Origin of the sequence: Streptomyces sp. DT224, assembly GCF_049844595.1 — a bacterium.
Lineage (GTDB): Bacteria > Actinomycetota > Actinomycetes > Streptomycetales > Streptomycetaceae > Streptomyces.
This window is the reverse complement of the sequence record NZ_JBNCLI010000002.1, coordinates 84,744-97,676: the sequence shown is the minus strand read 5'-3', so window position 1 is coordinate 97,676 and position 12,933 is coordinate 84,744. Positions and strand designations below refer to the sequence as shown.

12 protein-coding genes are annotated in these 12,933 nt (G+C 73.2%); 5 read left to right on the top strand and 7 right to left on the bottom strand.

The window, feature by feature from the left end; all coding sequences use genetic code 11:
* Positions 1-37 precede the first annotated feature (37 nt).
* Complete coding sequence (gene idi, locus ACLQ2N_RS04260; protein WP_425809158.1) at positions 38-631, top strand: isopentenyl-diphosphate Delta-isomerase; 594 nt, start codon at positions 38-40, stop codon at positions 629-631.
* 13 nt (positions 632-644) lie between these two features.
* Here idi and ACLQ2N_RS04255 read toward each other — a convergent pair whose 3' ends face one another.
* Together ACLQ2N_RS04255 and ACLQ2N_RS04250 are read right to left on the bottom strand one after the other, a co-directional pair.
* Positions 645-1,100, bottom strand: a complete 456-nt coding sequence (locus tag ACLQ2N_RS04255) for an ATP-binding protein (protein WP_425809156.1) — start codon at positions 1,098-1,100, stop codon at positions 645-647.
* Positions 1,101-1,233: 133 nt separating this feature from the next.
* Entirely contained in the window at positions 1,234-1,869 is a 636-nt protein-coding gene (locus tag ACLQ2N_RS04250; RefSeq protein ID WP_425809154.1) for an HdeD family acid-resistance protein, read from the bottom strand.
* A 78-nt stretch (positions 1,870-1,947) separates the two neighbouring features.
* On the opposite strand from ACLQ2N_RS04250, the gene ACLQ2N_RS04245 reads away from it, so the two are divergent.
* Positions 1,948-2,709 carry an enoyl-CoA hydratase/isomerase family protein gene (locus ACLQ2N_RS04245; protein WP_425809152.1) on the top strand — a complete coding sequence of 254 codons (762 nt, stop codon included), beginning with the start codon at positions 1,948-1,950 and terminating at the stop codon, positions 2,707-2,709.
* On the opposite strand, the gene ACLQ2N_RS04240 is transcribed toward ACLQ2N_RS04245, so the two are convergent.
* Both ACLQ2N_RS04240 and ACLQ2N_RS04235 read right to left on the bottom strand, forming a co-directional pair.
* Entirely contained in the window at positions 2,696-3,331 is a 636-nt protein-coding gene (locus ACLQ2N_RS04240; protein WP_425809150.1) for a DJ-1/PfpI family protein, read from the bottom strand. The two genes, ACLQ2N_RS04245 and ACLQ2N_RS04240, sit on opposite strands and share 14 nt — an antisense overlap.
* A 26-nt stretch (positions 3,332-3,357) precedes the next feature.
* A complete protein-coding gene (locus ACLQ2N_RS04235) occupies positions 3,358-4,317 on the bottom strand; it encodes a GlxA family transcriptional regulator (RefSeq protein ID WP_425809148.1) in 960 nt (319 codons plus the stop codon).
* Positions 4,318-4,451: 134 nt separating this feature from the next.
* Here ACLQ2N_RS04235 and ACLQ2N_RS04230 point away from each other — a divergent pair, with 134 nt between their 5' ends.
* Entirely contained in the window at positions 4,452-5,309 is an 858-nt protein-coding gene (locus ACLQ2N_RS04230) for an SCO6745 family protein (protein WP_425809146.1), read from the top strand.
* A 153-nt stretch (positions 5,310-5,462) separates the two neighbouring features.
* Positions 5,463-7,844, top strand: a complete 2,382-nt coding sequence (locus ACLQ2N_RS04225; RefSeq protein ID WP_425809144.1) for a Tex family protein — start codon at positions 5,463-5,465, stop codon at positions 7,842-7,844.
* Positions 7,845-8,206: 362 nt separating this feature from the next.
* Here ACLQ2N_RS04225 and ACLQ2N_RS04220 read toward each other — a convergent pair whose 3' ends face one another.
* The 3 genes from ACLQ2N_RS04220 to ACLQ2N_RS04210 all read right to left on the bottom strand — a co-directional run bounded on the left by ACLQ2N_RS04220 (position 8,207) and on the right by ACLQ2N_RS04210 (position 11,893).
* Positions 8,207-9,424, bottom strand: a complete 1,218-nt coding sequence (locus ACLQ2N_RS04220; protein WP_425809142.1) for an amidohydrolase — start codon at positions 9,422-9,424, stop codon at positions 8,207-8,209.
* 48 nt (positions 9,425-9,472) lie between these two features.
* The gene (locus ACLQ2N_RS04215; RefSeq protein WP_425809140.1) at positions 9,473-10,144 is read right to left on the bottom strand and encodes a GntR family transcriptional regulator; all 672 of its coding nucleotides are present in this window, start codon (positions 10,142-10,144) and stop codon (positions 9,473-9,475) included.
* Positions 10,145-10,255: 111 nt separating this feature from the next.
* Positions 10,256-11,893, bottom strand: coding sequence for an ABC-F family ATP-binding cassette domain-containing protein (locus ACLQ2N_RS04210; protein WP_425809138.1), 1,638 nt, complete (start codon positions 11,891-11,893; stop codon positions 10,256-10,258).
* 96 nt (positions 11,894-11,989) lie between these two features.
* Between ACLQ2N_RS04210 and ACLQ2N_RS04205 the strand changes: the two genes are divergently transcribed.
* Positions 11,990-12,913, top strand: a complete 924-nt coding sequence (locus tag ACLQ2N_RS04205) for an FAD-dependent oxidoreductase (protein WP_425810193.1) — start codon at positions 11,990-11,992, stop codon at positions 12,911-12,913.
* The last annotated feature ends 20 nt before the right edge of the window (positions 12,914-12,933 follow it).

Here is a 12,933-nt window from a genome sequence, read left to right as displayed (position 1 = left end):
CGGCTGCACGGGGCCGGGACCACAGCGAAGGATGGGTATGCCGACCACACCAGTCACCGCGGCGAACACCTCGTCGAACGGCACAGCGGAAGCGATCATGCTCGAACTGGTCGACGAGAACGGCACCACCATCGGCACGGCGGAGAAGCTCTCCGCCCATCAGGCGCCCGGCCGGCTGCACCGCGCGTTCTCCGTGTTCCTCTTCGACGAGCAGGGCCGTCTGCTGCTCCAGCAGCGCGCCCTGGGCAAGTACCACTCCCCCGGTGTCTGGTCCAACACGTGCTGCGGCCACCCCTACCCGGGTGAGGCGCCGTTCGCCGCCGCCGCCCGGCGTACGCACGAGGAGCTGGGGATCTCGCCCTCGCTGCTGGCCGAGGCGGGCACCGTCCGCTACAACCACCCGGACCCGGCGTCGGGCCTGGTGGAGCAGGAGTTCAACCACCTCTTCGTGGGGCTTGCGCAGGAGCGGCCGCGGCCCGATCCGGAGGAGGTCGGCGGGACGGCCTTCGTGACGGCGGCGGAGCTGGCCGAGCGGCACGGCCGTGAGCCGTTCTCCGCGTGGTTCATGACCGTGCTGGACGCCGCGCGCCCGGCGATCCGCGAGCTGACCGGGGACGGCGCCGGCTGGTAGGTCCGCGGAGAGGTCAGAGGGCGGTGCTCAGCGGCAGGGCCGCCCAGATTACCTTGCCGCCGCCCGCGGTGTGCTCGACGTCGCAGGTGCCGCCCGCTTCCCGGGTGATCTCGCGGACCAGCAGCAGGCCCCGGCCGCCGGTCTGCGCGTAGTCGGTCTCCAGCGCGGTCGGGCGGTACGGGTGGTTGTCCTCGACGGACACCCTGACCCAGTCCGCGCCCACGGCGACCTCCACGGCGAGCTCGGGCGAGAGCAGCGCCGCGTGCTTGACGGCGTTGGTGACCAGCTCGGAGACGATGAGCAGCAGGCCCTGGGTGATGTCGTCCTCGATCGGCACGTTCTGGCGCTTCAGCAGATCACGCACGGCGTGCCGGGCCTGGGGTACGGAGACGTCCGAGGCCGGGGCGGTGAACCGCCAGACCCCTTCGTACGGCACGGGCCGGGCGGGGACACTCCCGCGGCTCTCCATAGTCCGGTACCCGCTCTCCACTCGTAGTGACTTCACGTCGAGTACAGGGTGGCGGGCGAGGTTGCTCCGGTCCGTGCTACTGAACAGAAGTCGATTCCTATTGAGCGAACTCGACTTCATTCGCGCGAGAGTGTCAGTTTTCAGACCGCTTCTGACCTTCCGGGGTGAGCGGGTCCGTTCCTTCTCCCTTGTCCGCTCCTGACGTCATCTGCTCGGAGACCATCGAGACGATCCGCCGGCCGCCGATACCGAAGGCGATGAGCCCGAGCCCGTCGAAGAGCAGGGCCAGCGAGAAGAAGCAGCCGAGGACGTAGAGGCTGCTGTGCGGCCAGTCGAAGAGGACGAGCAGGCCGAGGAGCAGCCCGAACGCGCCTTGGAGCAGGGTCCACCCGAACTGCGGTCCGCGCACCACGACGCTGCCGACGAGCCGGAAGACCCCGCCGGTCAGGAAGAGCAGCGCGGCGAACATGGTCAGCGCCTCGGCGGTGCCGTGCGGATGGCGGATGACGACGAGCCCGGCGGCGATGTTGAGCGCGGCCACCACGACGCCCAGCCAGAAGTAGCTGGTACCGCGCGACTGGATGGCGTGCAGCAGTCCGACCAGACCGCCGACGAGCAGCAGCCAGCCGAAGAGGATCATCGAGGTGAGCGTCGCGACGCCGGTGTAGACGAGCCCGACCAGGCCGGCGACGACGAGCAGGATGCCGAGCAGGGCCAGACCGCTGAAACTGCGGTGGAGCTTCCTGCCTTCGTGTTCGGGACCGTCCACGTGGGGCTCCTCGGGTGCGTGCCTGTTTCGCGCCCCCTTGCTGATCGTAGGTTCGAACACCGCGGATAGCATCCGGCCATGGACCGTACGGAACCCCGGTTGGCGCACACCGTCGCGGACGGAGTCGCCACCGTCGTCATCAGCAACCCCGCCAAGCGCAACGCGATGACGGCCGCGATGTGGGAGGCCCTGCCGGTCCTGCTCGACGAACTGGCGGGCGATTCCTCCGTCGGCGCCCTGGTCCTGACGGGCGCGGGCGACACCTTCTGCGCAGGCGCCGACATCTCCTCGCTCCGGGACCCCGGGAGCGATCCGCAGAGCCTGGCCGTGGCGGCCGAGGAGGCGCTGGCCGGGTTCCCGCTGCCGACGCTCGCGGCGGTGCGCGGCTACTGCGTGGGCGGCGGGAGCCAGCTCGCCGCCGCCTGTGATCTGCGCTTCGCGGCGGAGGGGGCCCTGTTCGGGGTGACCCCGGCCAAGCTGGGGATCGTCTACCCCGCGTCGTCCACCCGCCGGCTGGTCGCCCTCACGGGGCCCGCGACGGCCAAGCACCTGCTGTTCTCCGGTGAGCTGATCGACACGGAGCGGGCACTGCGGACGGGCCTGGTGGACGAGGTGCTGCCGGCCGACGGGCTGGACGAGCGGGTCGCCGCCTACGCACGCACCCTGGTGTCCCGGTCCCGGCTGACCCAGGCCGCCGCCAAGGAGTTCGCGGCCGGGCGCGAGGACCGGGACGAGCACTGGGCCGGGCAGGCACGGGGCTGCGGCGACACCGCGGAGGGCGTCGCGGCCTTCCTGGAACGCCGCGCGCCCCGCTTCACCTGGGCGCCTACCGCAGGATGAAGCGGCTCCGGCCCCGCCACTCCTCGACGAGGCCGGCCGGAGCCTTGTCCGGCGATCCGGCGTCGTAGGGCGGCTGGGGGTCGTACTCCGTCAGGAGCTGTACGGCCTGCGCGGTGCGGTCGCCGGCGATGCGGCCGAGCAGGGTGAGGCCCATGTCGATGCCGGACGAGACACCGGCCGCGGTGACGTACTTGCCGTCGAAGACCACGCGTTCGCCGGTGGGCTCGGCCCCGTGGTCCCTGAGCTGGTCGAGCGCCAGCCAGTGCGAGGTGGCGCGCCGCCCCTTCAGGAGCCCCGCGGCCGCCAGCAGCAGCGATCCGCTGCAGACGGAGGTCGTCCAGGTGGTGGTCCCGTCCACACGGCGCAGCCAGCCGAGCAGGTTCTCGTTCCCCATCTGGTGGTGCTGGCCGGGACCGCCGGGGACGATCACCAGGTCGGGGGCGGGGACCTCGTCGAACGTCCGGTGCGCGACCAGGTCGAGGCTGTCGTTGTCGTTGCGTACGGCACCCGCCCGCTCGGCGACGAAGACCGTCTCGGCGCCCGGGGTGCGGGACAGGATCTCGTAGGTTCCGACGGCGTCCAGTGCGGTGAAGCGGTCGAAGAGGACGATGGCGATCTGCATGGGGGCTCCCCTGTTTCTCGGGTGGGTCAGGAGTGGTGGGTGGTGCCGAAGCGGCGGCGGTATTCGGCCGGGCCCGCGCCGAGCGCCTTGACGAAGGCCCGGCGCATCGCCTCCGGAGTGCCGTAGCCGCAGCTGCGGGCGATCCCGGCGACCCCGTCGGTGGTGTCCTCCAGGAGCCGGCGGGCGTGTTCGAGGCGGACCCGGTCGACGTACCGGCCGGGCGTGGTCCCCGTCTCGGCCTGGAAGGCGCGGGCGAAGTGGCGGGGCGAGAGGCGGGCCCGGACGGCCAGGGCCTCGACGGAGAGGTCGGCGGCGGGGTGCTCGGTGATCCAGTGCTGCACCTCGCGCAGTGGTTCCCGGCGCGCCGTCTGGGCGCTGAGCTGGGCGCTGAACTGGGACTGGCCGCCCGGCCTGCGCAGGAAGACGACCAGATGCCGGGCGACCGTCAGGGCGACGTCCCGTCCGTGGTCCTCCTCGACCAGGGCCAGCGCGAGGTCGATGCCCGCGGTGACCCCGGCGGAGGTGGCGAGCCTGCCGTCCCGTACGAAGATCGGATCGGGGTCGACCTCGACGGCCGGGTGCTCGCGGGCCAGCTTCTCGCAGACGTTCCAGTGCGTCGTCGCACGGTGCCCGTCCAGCTGTCCGGCCGCCGCGAGCAGCAGCGCCCCGCTGCACACGGAGACCAGCCGCTCCGGCAGCGGACCGTGCGCGCGCAGCCAGTGGACGAGCGCGGGGTCGGGGGCACGGGTGCCTCCGCCGCCGGGGACGAGGAGGGTGTGAGGCGCCGGCGCGTCGGCGAGGCTGCCGTCGGGGACCAGGGTGAGGCCGCACGACGTGCGGACCGGGGCGCCGTCCAGCGAGGCGGTGCGCAGCTCGTACGAGATGTCCGGGGAGAGCGACGCCCCGGCGAAGACCTCCATGGGGCCGGTGACGTCGAGGCTCTGGATGCCGTCGAAGAGGACGACGAGCACGGATCGCTGCTTCATGTCCGCCATCCTGGGCGGCCCCCGGGATGGCGGCAATGACGGGTTCCCCACCTTTCCTGCCACGGCCGGCTGCGGCGCAGCTCACGGGGGCCAGGGGGTTCCGGCCCGTACCGACCAGTCGGTAACGTGCGGGTATGAGTACTCTCCCGCCCCGCGCCGGGCGGCGTTGCCACAACGCCCTGAACCCGCTGCACTCGTCGCTCTACTTCTCCCCCGATCTCGGCAAGGAGCTCGGCGGGATCGGGATAGACGACCCCATCGCCGCCTACTTCGCCACCCGCGCCGCGGCGATGGGCGCGGTGGGGGCGGAGACCGTGACCGCGACCTTCTACAACTTCAACCACGCGCTCGTGGCCCGGCACGTGCCCGCGGTCTGGGACATCGCCTCGCCCGCGAGGGTCCTGGACGCGCGGCTGCGCGCCGCCGACGCGACACTGCGCCGGCTGCTCGGCGAGGAGATCATCGCCTCCCCCGAGATGGCCGAGGCCGCGCAGCTCGCCCTGCGCGCCACGGAGGGCTGCACCCGGCACGCCCGGCCGCTGTACGCGGCGCACGCCGGCCTGCCGGTGCCCGACGAACCGCACCTGGCGTACTGGCACGCGGCGGCGCTGCTCCGCGAGCACCGGGGCGACGCCCATCTCGCCGCGCTCCTCACCGCCGAGCTCGACCCGCTCGAAGCGCTGGTCAGCCACACCGCGACCGGGAAGGGCATGGCGATCCGCTGGCTTCTGTCCAGCCGGGGCTGGCGGCGCACCGACTGGGAGGACGCGTCGGAGCGGCTGCGGTGGCGCGGGCTGCTCACGGCGGAGGGCGAGCTGACCGAGGAGGGCGCCGCACTGCGCACGGAGCTGGAGGAGACCACGGACCGGATGGACCTGGGCCCGTACGAGCACCTGGGCGGACCGGGCGTGGCCCGGCTGACCGAGCTGGGGCGCGGCTTCCTCGCCACGGCCGCGGCGGCGGGCGCCTTCCCGGCGAGCGCGACGGGCTGACCCTCTGAAACCGCGGACCGCTCCCTGGGGTGGCCGGGCGACACGGCACCCGGCCACCCGGCACAATGCAGGACGTGTGACTCCGGGACCGCCCCCGCGGCGGCCCGGGGCCCGACCAGCACAGCCAGCAGGAGAAGGCGAGTCGGTAGAACCGTGACGACGTCCATCGAAGGCAGGATCGCCGAGGAGCTCGGCGTACGCGAGCGGCAGGTGAGGGCGGCCGTCGAGCTGCTCGACGGCGGGTCCACCGTGCCGTTCATCGCGCGCTACCGCAAGGAAGCGACCGAGATGCTCGACGACGCGCAGCTGCGCACGCTCGAGGAACGGCTGCGGTATCTGCGGGAGCTGGAGGAGCGCCGGACGGCGGTCCTCGAATCCGTACGGGAGCAGGGCAAGCTGGACGAGGCGCTGGAGGCTCGGATCCGGGCCGCCGACACGAAGGCGCGCCTGGAGGACATCTACCTCCCCTTCAAGCCGAAGCGGCGGACGAAGGCGCAGATCGCCCGGGAGGCCGGTCTCGAACCGCTCGCCTCCGGCCTGCTCGACGACCCGTCGGTCGATCCGCTCGCCGCCGCGGCGGCCTACGTGGACGCGGACAAGGGCGTGGCGGACCCGGCGGCGGCGCTGGAGGGCGCCCGCGCCATCCTGACCGAGCGCTTCTCGGAGGACGCCGACCTCATCGGCGAGCTGCGCGAGCGCATGTGGACGCGCGGGCGGCTGGTGGCCCGGGTGCGGGACGGCAAGGAGGAGGCGGGTGCCAAGTTCGCGGACTACTTCGACTTCGCCGAGCCGTTCACCGCACTGCCCTCGCACCGGGTCCTCGCGATGCTCCGGGGCGAGAAGGAGGACGTGCTCGACCTGGTCCTGGAGCCGGAGGAGCCGTCCGAGGCCCCCGGTCCGTCCTCGTACGAGAACATGGTCGCCCGGCGCTTCGGCGTGAACGACCGGGGGCGCCCCGGCGACAAGTGGCTGGCCGACACGGTGCGGTGGGCCTGGCGGACCCGGATCCTGGTGCACCTCGGCATCGACCTGCGGCTGCGGCTGCGTACGGCGGCGGAGGACGAGGCGGTACGCGTCTTCGCGTCGAACCTGCGCGATCTGCTGCTCGCCGCGCCGGCCGGGACGCGGGCCACGCTGGGGCTCGACCCCGGTTTCCGTACCGGGGTGAAGGTCGCCGTGGTGGACGCGACCGGCAAGGTCGTCGCGACCGACGTCATCCACCCGCACGTTCCGGCCAACAAGTGGGACCAGTCGCTCGCCACGCTGGAGCGGCTGGCCCGGGAGCACCGGGTCGAGCTGATCGCCATCGGCAACGGCACGGCGTCCCGGGAGACGGACAAGCTGGCCGGTGAGCTGTGCGCGAGGCATCCGGAGCTGAAGCTGACCAAGGTGATGGTCTCGGAGGCGGGCGCCTCCGTGTACTCGGCCTCGGCGTTCGCCTCGCAGGAACTCCCCGACATGGACGTGTCGTTGCGCGGTGCGGTCTCGATCGCGCGGCGGCTCCAGGACCCGCTGGCCGAGCTGGTGAAGATCGACCCCAAGTCGATCGGTGTCGGGCAGTACCAGCACGACCTGTCCGAGGTGAAGCTCTCGCGCTCGCTGGACGCGGTCGTCGAGGACTGCGTGAACGGTGTCGGCGTCGACGTCAACACCGCGTCCGCGCCACTGCTCTCCCGGGTCTCCGGCATCGGCTCGGGGCTCGCCGAGAACATCGTGGCGCACCGCGACGCGAACGGGCCGTTCCGGTCCCGCCGGAGCCTGAAGGACGTGGCCCGGCTGGGTCCGAAGGCGTACGAGCAGTGCGCGGGCTTCCTCCGGATCCGCGGCGACGACCCGCTCGACGCGTCGAGCGTGCACCCGGAGGCGTATCCGGTGGTGCGGGCGATGGTGAAGAAGACCGGCGGGGACGTGGCCGCGCTGATCGGCAACACGGGGGTGCTGCGGTCGTTGCGGGCCGACGACTTCGTGTCCGAGAAGTTCGGGCTGCCGACGGTGAGCGACATCCTCAAGGAGCTGGAGAAGCCGGGCCGCGACCCGCGCCCCGCCTTCAAGACCGCCACCTTCAAGGAGGGCGTCGAGAAGATCGGCGACCTGGAGTCCGGGATGGTGCTGGAGGGCGTCGTGACGAACGTCGCCGCGTTCGGGGCGTTCGTGGACATCGGGGTGCATCAGGACGGGCTGGTGCACGTGTCGGCGATGTCGCGGTCGTTCGTGAAGGACCCCCGGGATGTGGTGAAGCCGGGGGATGTGGTGCGGGTGAAGGTGAGGGAGGTCGACATCCCGCGGAAGCGGATCTCGTTGACCTTGCGGTTGGACGACGAGGCGGGGGCCGGTGCGGGGGCGGCCGGTGGCCGCGGTGCTTCGTCGGGGGGTGAGCGGGGTGGGCGGCCGCCTCGGCCTCGGCAGGGAGGCGGGGGTGGAGGCCGCGGTGGCGGGTCGTCGTCGCGCGGTGCGGGGCGGCCTTCGGCCGCTTCGAGCGGTGACGGGGCGATGGCTGACGCGTTGCGGCGGGCGGGGTTGTTGAAGGGCGAGTAGGGGGCGGGGCGGGGTGCGGGTGGGGTGCGCCTGCGGCGGGCTTGTTCCCCACCCCGCCCCTTCCCGTAACCGGGGCTCCGCCCCGGGCCCCGCGCCTCAAACGCCGGCGGGGCTGGATCGTGCGGCGGGGCGGTTTCGGGGCCCTGCCCCCGGCCCCGCTCCTCAAGCGCCCGAGGAGCTGAAATCCTGCGGCGGGGTGGATTCGGGGCTCCGCCCCCGGCCCCGCTCCTCAAACGCCGGCGGGGCTGGATCCTGCGGCGGGGCGGTTTCGGGGCCCTGCCCCCGGCCCCGCTCCTCAAGCGCCCGAGGAGCTGAAATCCTGCGGCGGGGTGGATTCGGGGCTGTGCCCCGGGCCCCGCGCTTCAGACGCCGGCGGGGCTGAGGATCAGGCCGTCCGCGACCACGCGGCCCTCGTGCAGCACCGTGCGGTCCTCGGGGCGGTCCATCACCGCCGATGTCACCGTCTCGCCCTCCAGCAGGAGCAGGTCCGCCCTCGCGCCCACCGTCACGCCCGGGCGGTCCGCAGTGGAGGTCAGGCGGGCGGGGCCGTTCCGGAGGATCGAGGCGCCGCCCATGGTGGCCACGGCCACGCAGTGTTCGATCAGGGCGTCCGCGCGGTAGCCGTTCGTGAAGGCCAGCTGCCAGGTGCGGTCCAGCATGTCGCCGTTGCCGTACGGGGACCAGAAGTCGCGCTGGCCGTCCTCGCCCAGGCCCACCCGGACGCCCGCGGCGGTCAGGTCGGCCAGGGGCAGGGAGTGGTGCCGGGCGGGTGCCACGGTCGCCATCGCGATGTCCAGTTCGGCGAACTCCTCGATCAGGCGGCGCGTCGTCGCCTCGTTCACCGAGCCCAGGTCGTAGGCGTGCGAGATCGTCACCCGGCCGGCCATGTCCAGGGCGCGCACGCGCTCCAGGATCAGGTCGACGCTGAACACGCCGAGGGCGCCCGGCTCGTGGAGGTGGATGTCGACCGGCGCGTGGTGGCGCTCGGCGAGGCCGAAGAGGATGTCGAGGTGGCGTACGGGGTCGCGGTCCAGGGTGCACGGGTCGATGCCGCCGACCACGGCGGCGCCGGAGGACAGGGCCCGGTCCATCAGTTCCGGTACGCCCTTCTCGCGGAGGAGGCCGGCCTGCGGGAACGCCATGATCTCGACCTCGCACCGCCCGGCGTGCGCCTCCTTCGCCGCGAGGACGCCCTCGAACCGCTCAAGGCCGCAGTCCGCGTCGATCTGCGCGTAACTCCGCACGCGGGTGGTGCCGCGCTCGATCATGCGGCCCAGGGTGTACGTGGCCCGGCGGGCGACGTCCCACTCGTCCTCGCGCCAGTGCTCGCGGTCGTTCATCATCATGCCCCAGACGCCGGGGGCGCCCGTGTGCGGGCGGAACGGCAGGCCCAGGCGCGTGGAGTCCAGGTGGCAGTGGACATCCGAGAGCGACGGCAGGGCGAGCCGTCCACGCCCGGCCACCGTGTCCTGTGTGGTCGCGCGGGCCGGGTCGTGCGCGGTGATCGCGGTGATCACCCCGTCCTCGACGGTGAGGTCACTGGGCTCTCCGCCCCACGGACGGACGTCGCTGATCAGCATGTGGCGCTTCTCCTGTGCGGGTGTGTGGTGGTGGAGGAGGGGGTGCTCTCACTCGGGCGGGAGGACTCCCGCCAACGCCGTCAGGGACGGCTCCCTCCCCCGTTCGATGTGCGCGTACGCGAGTGCCGCGGCCAGGTCCGGCTTGCCCGCGTGGATCGCCGCGCAGATGTCCCGGTGCTCGGCGCACTGGACGTGCGGGTCGCGGCCTCCGGTGAGGCTGAACAGCCACTGGACCAGTCCGAGCGAGGGCTGCAGCGCGTCCCGGAGCAGCCGGTTGCCGGTCATCGCGACGATCTCCGCGTGCAGGGCGGTGTTGGCCGCCGGGATCTCCGCCGCGTCGCCCCGCGCGGTGGCGGCCTCCGCCGCCTCCATCGCCGCCCGCAACGCCTCCTCGTCTCCCCCGGCCGCACACGCTTCGGCGGCCCGGCGGGCGGCGAAGACCTCCAGGCTGAGGCGGAGGTCGAAGAGTTCGGCGACGTCCCGCAGCGAGAGGTCGCGTACGGAGGCGCCCCGGCGCGGGGACATGACGACCAGGCCCTCGCCGGTCAGCCGGGTGAGCGCCTCGCGGACCGGGATGCGCGAGACGCCCAGGCTCTCGGAGAGCTCGCGTTCGCGCAGCCGTGAGCCCGGCGGGTGCGCGCCGGAGAGGATGCCCGCGCGGATCGTCCGCTCGGCACGGTCGGCGTGCGAGGCTCCGGCGTCGTCGCTCGCTTGAGTCATCACCACAGGACCGTAGCACTTGGTATGCCAAAGGCTACGGTCGCGTAACCGCTTAAGGGAAAACTAGGGAGTGAACCATCCCCACTCGCCCTTTGGTATGCCAAACGGGGGTCAGGCCTCCGTGACGCGACCCTCCGCCACCTCGATCCGGCGCGTCGTGCGCACCGCCTCCAGCATCCGGCGGTCGTGCGTCACCAGGAGCAGGGTTCCGGTGTACGAGTCGAGCGCCGTCTCCAGCTGTTCGATCGCCGGAAGGTCCAGATGGTTCGTGGGCTCGTCCAGCACCAGGAGATTGACGCCCCGGCCCTGGAGCAGGGCGAGCGCCGCACGGGTGCGCTCCCCCGGTGAGAGGGTGGTCGCCGGGCGCATCACGTGGTCGGCGCGCAGACCGAACTTGGCGAGCAGCGTGCGTACGTCCGCGGGCTCCGTCTCCGGGACCGCCGCGCAGAACGCCTCGAGGAGCGTCTCCGAGCCGTGGAACAGCTTGCGCGCCTGGTCCACCTCGCCGACGACCACGCCGGAGCCCAGGCTCGCGTGCCCAGAGTCCAGCGGGAGGCGGCCCAGGAGCGCGGCCAGCAGGGTCGACTTTCCGGAGCCGTTGGCGCCGGTGATGGCGACCCGGTCCGCCCAGTCGATCTGGAGCGACGCGGGGCCGAACACGAAGTCGCCGCGCAGGACGCGGGCCTCGCGGAGGGTGGCGACGACCGAGCCGGAGCGGGGCGCGGAGGCGATCTCCATCCGCAGTTCCCACTCCTTGCGCGGCTCGTCCACCACGTCGAGCCGTTCGATCATGCGCTGCGTCTGCCGGGCCTTGGCGGCCTGCTTCTCGCTGGACTCGCTGCGGAACTTACGGCCGATCTTGTCGGAGTCGGTGGCCTTGCGACGGGCGTTCTTGACGCCCTTGTCCATCCAGGAGCGCTGCATCAGGGCGCGGCTCTCCAGCGCCGAGCGCTTGCCGGCGTACTCCTCGTACTCCTCGCGGGCGTGGAGCCGGGCCCGCTCGCGCTCCTCCAGGTAGGCCGCGTAGCCACCGCCGTACAGGTTGATCTGCTGCTGGGCCAGGTCGAGTTCGAGGACCTTGGTGACCGTGCGCATCAGGAACTCGCGGTCGTGGCTGATGACGACGGTGCCGGAGCGCAGCCCGGAGACGTACTTCTCCAGGCGTTCCAGGCCGTCCAGGTCCAGGTCGTTGGTGGGCTCGTCGAGCAGGAAGACGTCGTAGCGCGACAGCAGGAGCGAGGCGAGTCCGGCGCGGGCCGCCTGGCCGCCGGAGAGCGCGGTCATCGGCAGGTCGAGGCCGACGGTGAGGCCGAGTTCGGCGGCGGTCTCCTCGGCCCGCTCGTCCAGGTCCGCGCCGCCGAGGGCGAGCCAGCGCTCCAGGGACTCGGAGTACGCGTCGTCCGCCCCGGGAGCCCCCTCGACCAGGGCCTCCGTGGCGGCGTCCATGGCGGCCTGGGCCTCGGCGACGCCGGTCCGGCGGGCCAGGAACTCCCGTACGGTCTCGCCGGGGCGCCGCTCGGGCTCCTGGGGCAGGTGGCCGACGGTGGCGGTGGGCGGGGAGAGCCGCAGCTCGCCCTCCTCCGGCTGGTCGAGACCGGCAAGCAGCCGGAGCAGGGACGATTTTCCGGCGCCGTTGACTCCGACGAGACCGATCACGTCACCGGGGGCGACCACGAGGTCGAGCCCGGCGAACAGCGTGCGGTCGCCGTGTCCGGCGGCGAGATCCTTGGCGACGAGAGTGGCAGTCATCAGGGTGCAGATCCTAATCGGCCGGGGGCGCTCCGCCGGGCGCGCGGGAGGCCGCCTAGGGTCCGGGGCAGGTACGAGGACCGGGAGGCGGCAGTGGTGGCGGACGTGATCGTGGTGGGCGGCGGGGTCAGCGGGCTGACCACGGCGAAGGTGCTGGCCGAGCGGGGCCACCGGGTGCGGGTGTGGTCCCGGGAGCCGGCCGGCGACACGACCTCGGCCGTGGCGGGCGCCCTGTGGTGGCCCTACCGCATCGAGCCGCTGGACCGCGTCGGCGACTGGTCGCTGGCCGCGCTGCGGTGGTACGAGGAGCTGGCCCTGCGCCCGGAGGAGACCGGCGTACGCCTGGTCGAAGGGCTCCACCGGGGCGAGCGCCTGGCGAACCTCGGGGCGTGGGCCGGGGAGCTGGGGGACGCTGTGGAGACGGCCGGGGGTCTGCGGTGCCGGCTGCCGCTGATCGACATGCCGGCGCACCTGGCGTGGCTGGAGGACCGGGTACGGGCGGCCGGGGGTGCGGTCGAGCGCCGCACGGTCACCTCGTTCGCCGAGGCCGCCGCGGAGGCGGGGACGGTGGTCAACTGCGCCGGGCTCGGCGCCCGCGACCTGGTCCCGGATGCCGGGGTGCGCCCGGTGCGCGGGCAGTTGGTGCTGGTGGAGAACCCGGGGATACGGGAGTGGTTCACGGAGGCGGACCCGGCGTCGAGCGAGACCACGTACTTCTTCCCGCAGCCGGGCCGGCTGGTGCTCGGCGGCACGGCGACGGCCGACGACTGGACCGCGGCACCCGATCCCCGTACGGCGGAGGAGATCGTGGCCCGCTGCGCCCGGGTGCGTCCGGAGATCGCCCACGCGAAGGTCATCGGCCACCGGGTGGGCCTCCGCCCGGCCCGGGACGCGGGAGTCCGCATCGAGGCGGAGCCCCTGGCCGGGGGCGGCCGGCTGGTGCACAACTACGGGCACGGGGGCGCGGGCGTGACGGTGGCACTGGGCTGCGCGCGGGAGGCGGCGCTGTTGGTGGGGTGAGGGGCCGGGGCCGGCGGGCC

Excerpts from the sequence above, each read along its gene's own strand:
- idi (WP_425809158.1), top strand. The coding sequence starts at position 38 with ATGCCGACCACACCAGTCACCGCGGCGAACACCTCGTCGAACGGCACA.
- ACLQ2N_RS04255 (WP_425809156.1), bottom strand. The coding sequence starts at position 1,100 with ATGGAGAGCCGCGGGAGTGTCCCCGCCCGGCCCGTGCCGTACGAAGGG.
- ACLQ2N_RS04245 (WP_425809152.1), top strand. The coding sequence starts at position 1,948 with ATGGACCGTACGGAACCCCGGTTGGCGCACACCGTCGCGGACGGAGTC.
- ACLQ2N_RS04240 (WP_425809150.1), bottom strand. The coding sequence starts at position 3,331 with ATGCAGATCGCCATCGTCCTCTTCGACCGCTTCACCGCACTGGACGCC.
- ACLQ2N_RS04235 (WP_425809148.1), bottom strand. The coding sequence starts at position 4,317 with ATGAAGCAGCGATCCGTGCTCGTCGTCCTCTTCGACGGCATCCAGAGC.
- ACLQ2N_RS04230 (WP_425809146.1), top strand. The coding sequence starts at position 4,452 with ATGAGTACTCTCCCGCCCCGCGCCGGGCGGCGTTGCCACAACGCCCTG.
- ACLQ2N_RS04220 (WP_425809142.1), bottom strand. The coding sequence starts at position 9,424 with ATGCTGATCAGCGACGTCCGTCCGTGGGGCGGAGAGCCCAGTGACCTC.
- ACLQ2N_RS04215 (WP_425809140.1), bottom strand. The coding sequence starts at position 10,144 with ATGACTCAAGCGAGCGACGACGCCGGAGCCTCGCACGCCGACCGTGCC.
- ACLQ2N_RS04210 (WP_425809138.1), bottom strand. The coding sequence starts at position 11,893 with ATGACTGCCACTCTCGTCGCCAAGGATCTCGCCGCCGGACACGGCGAC.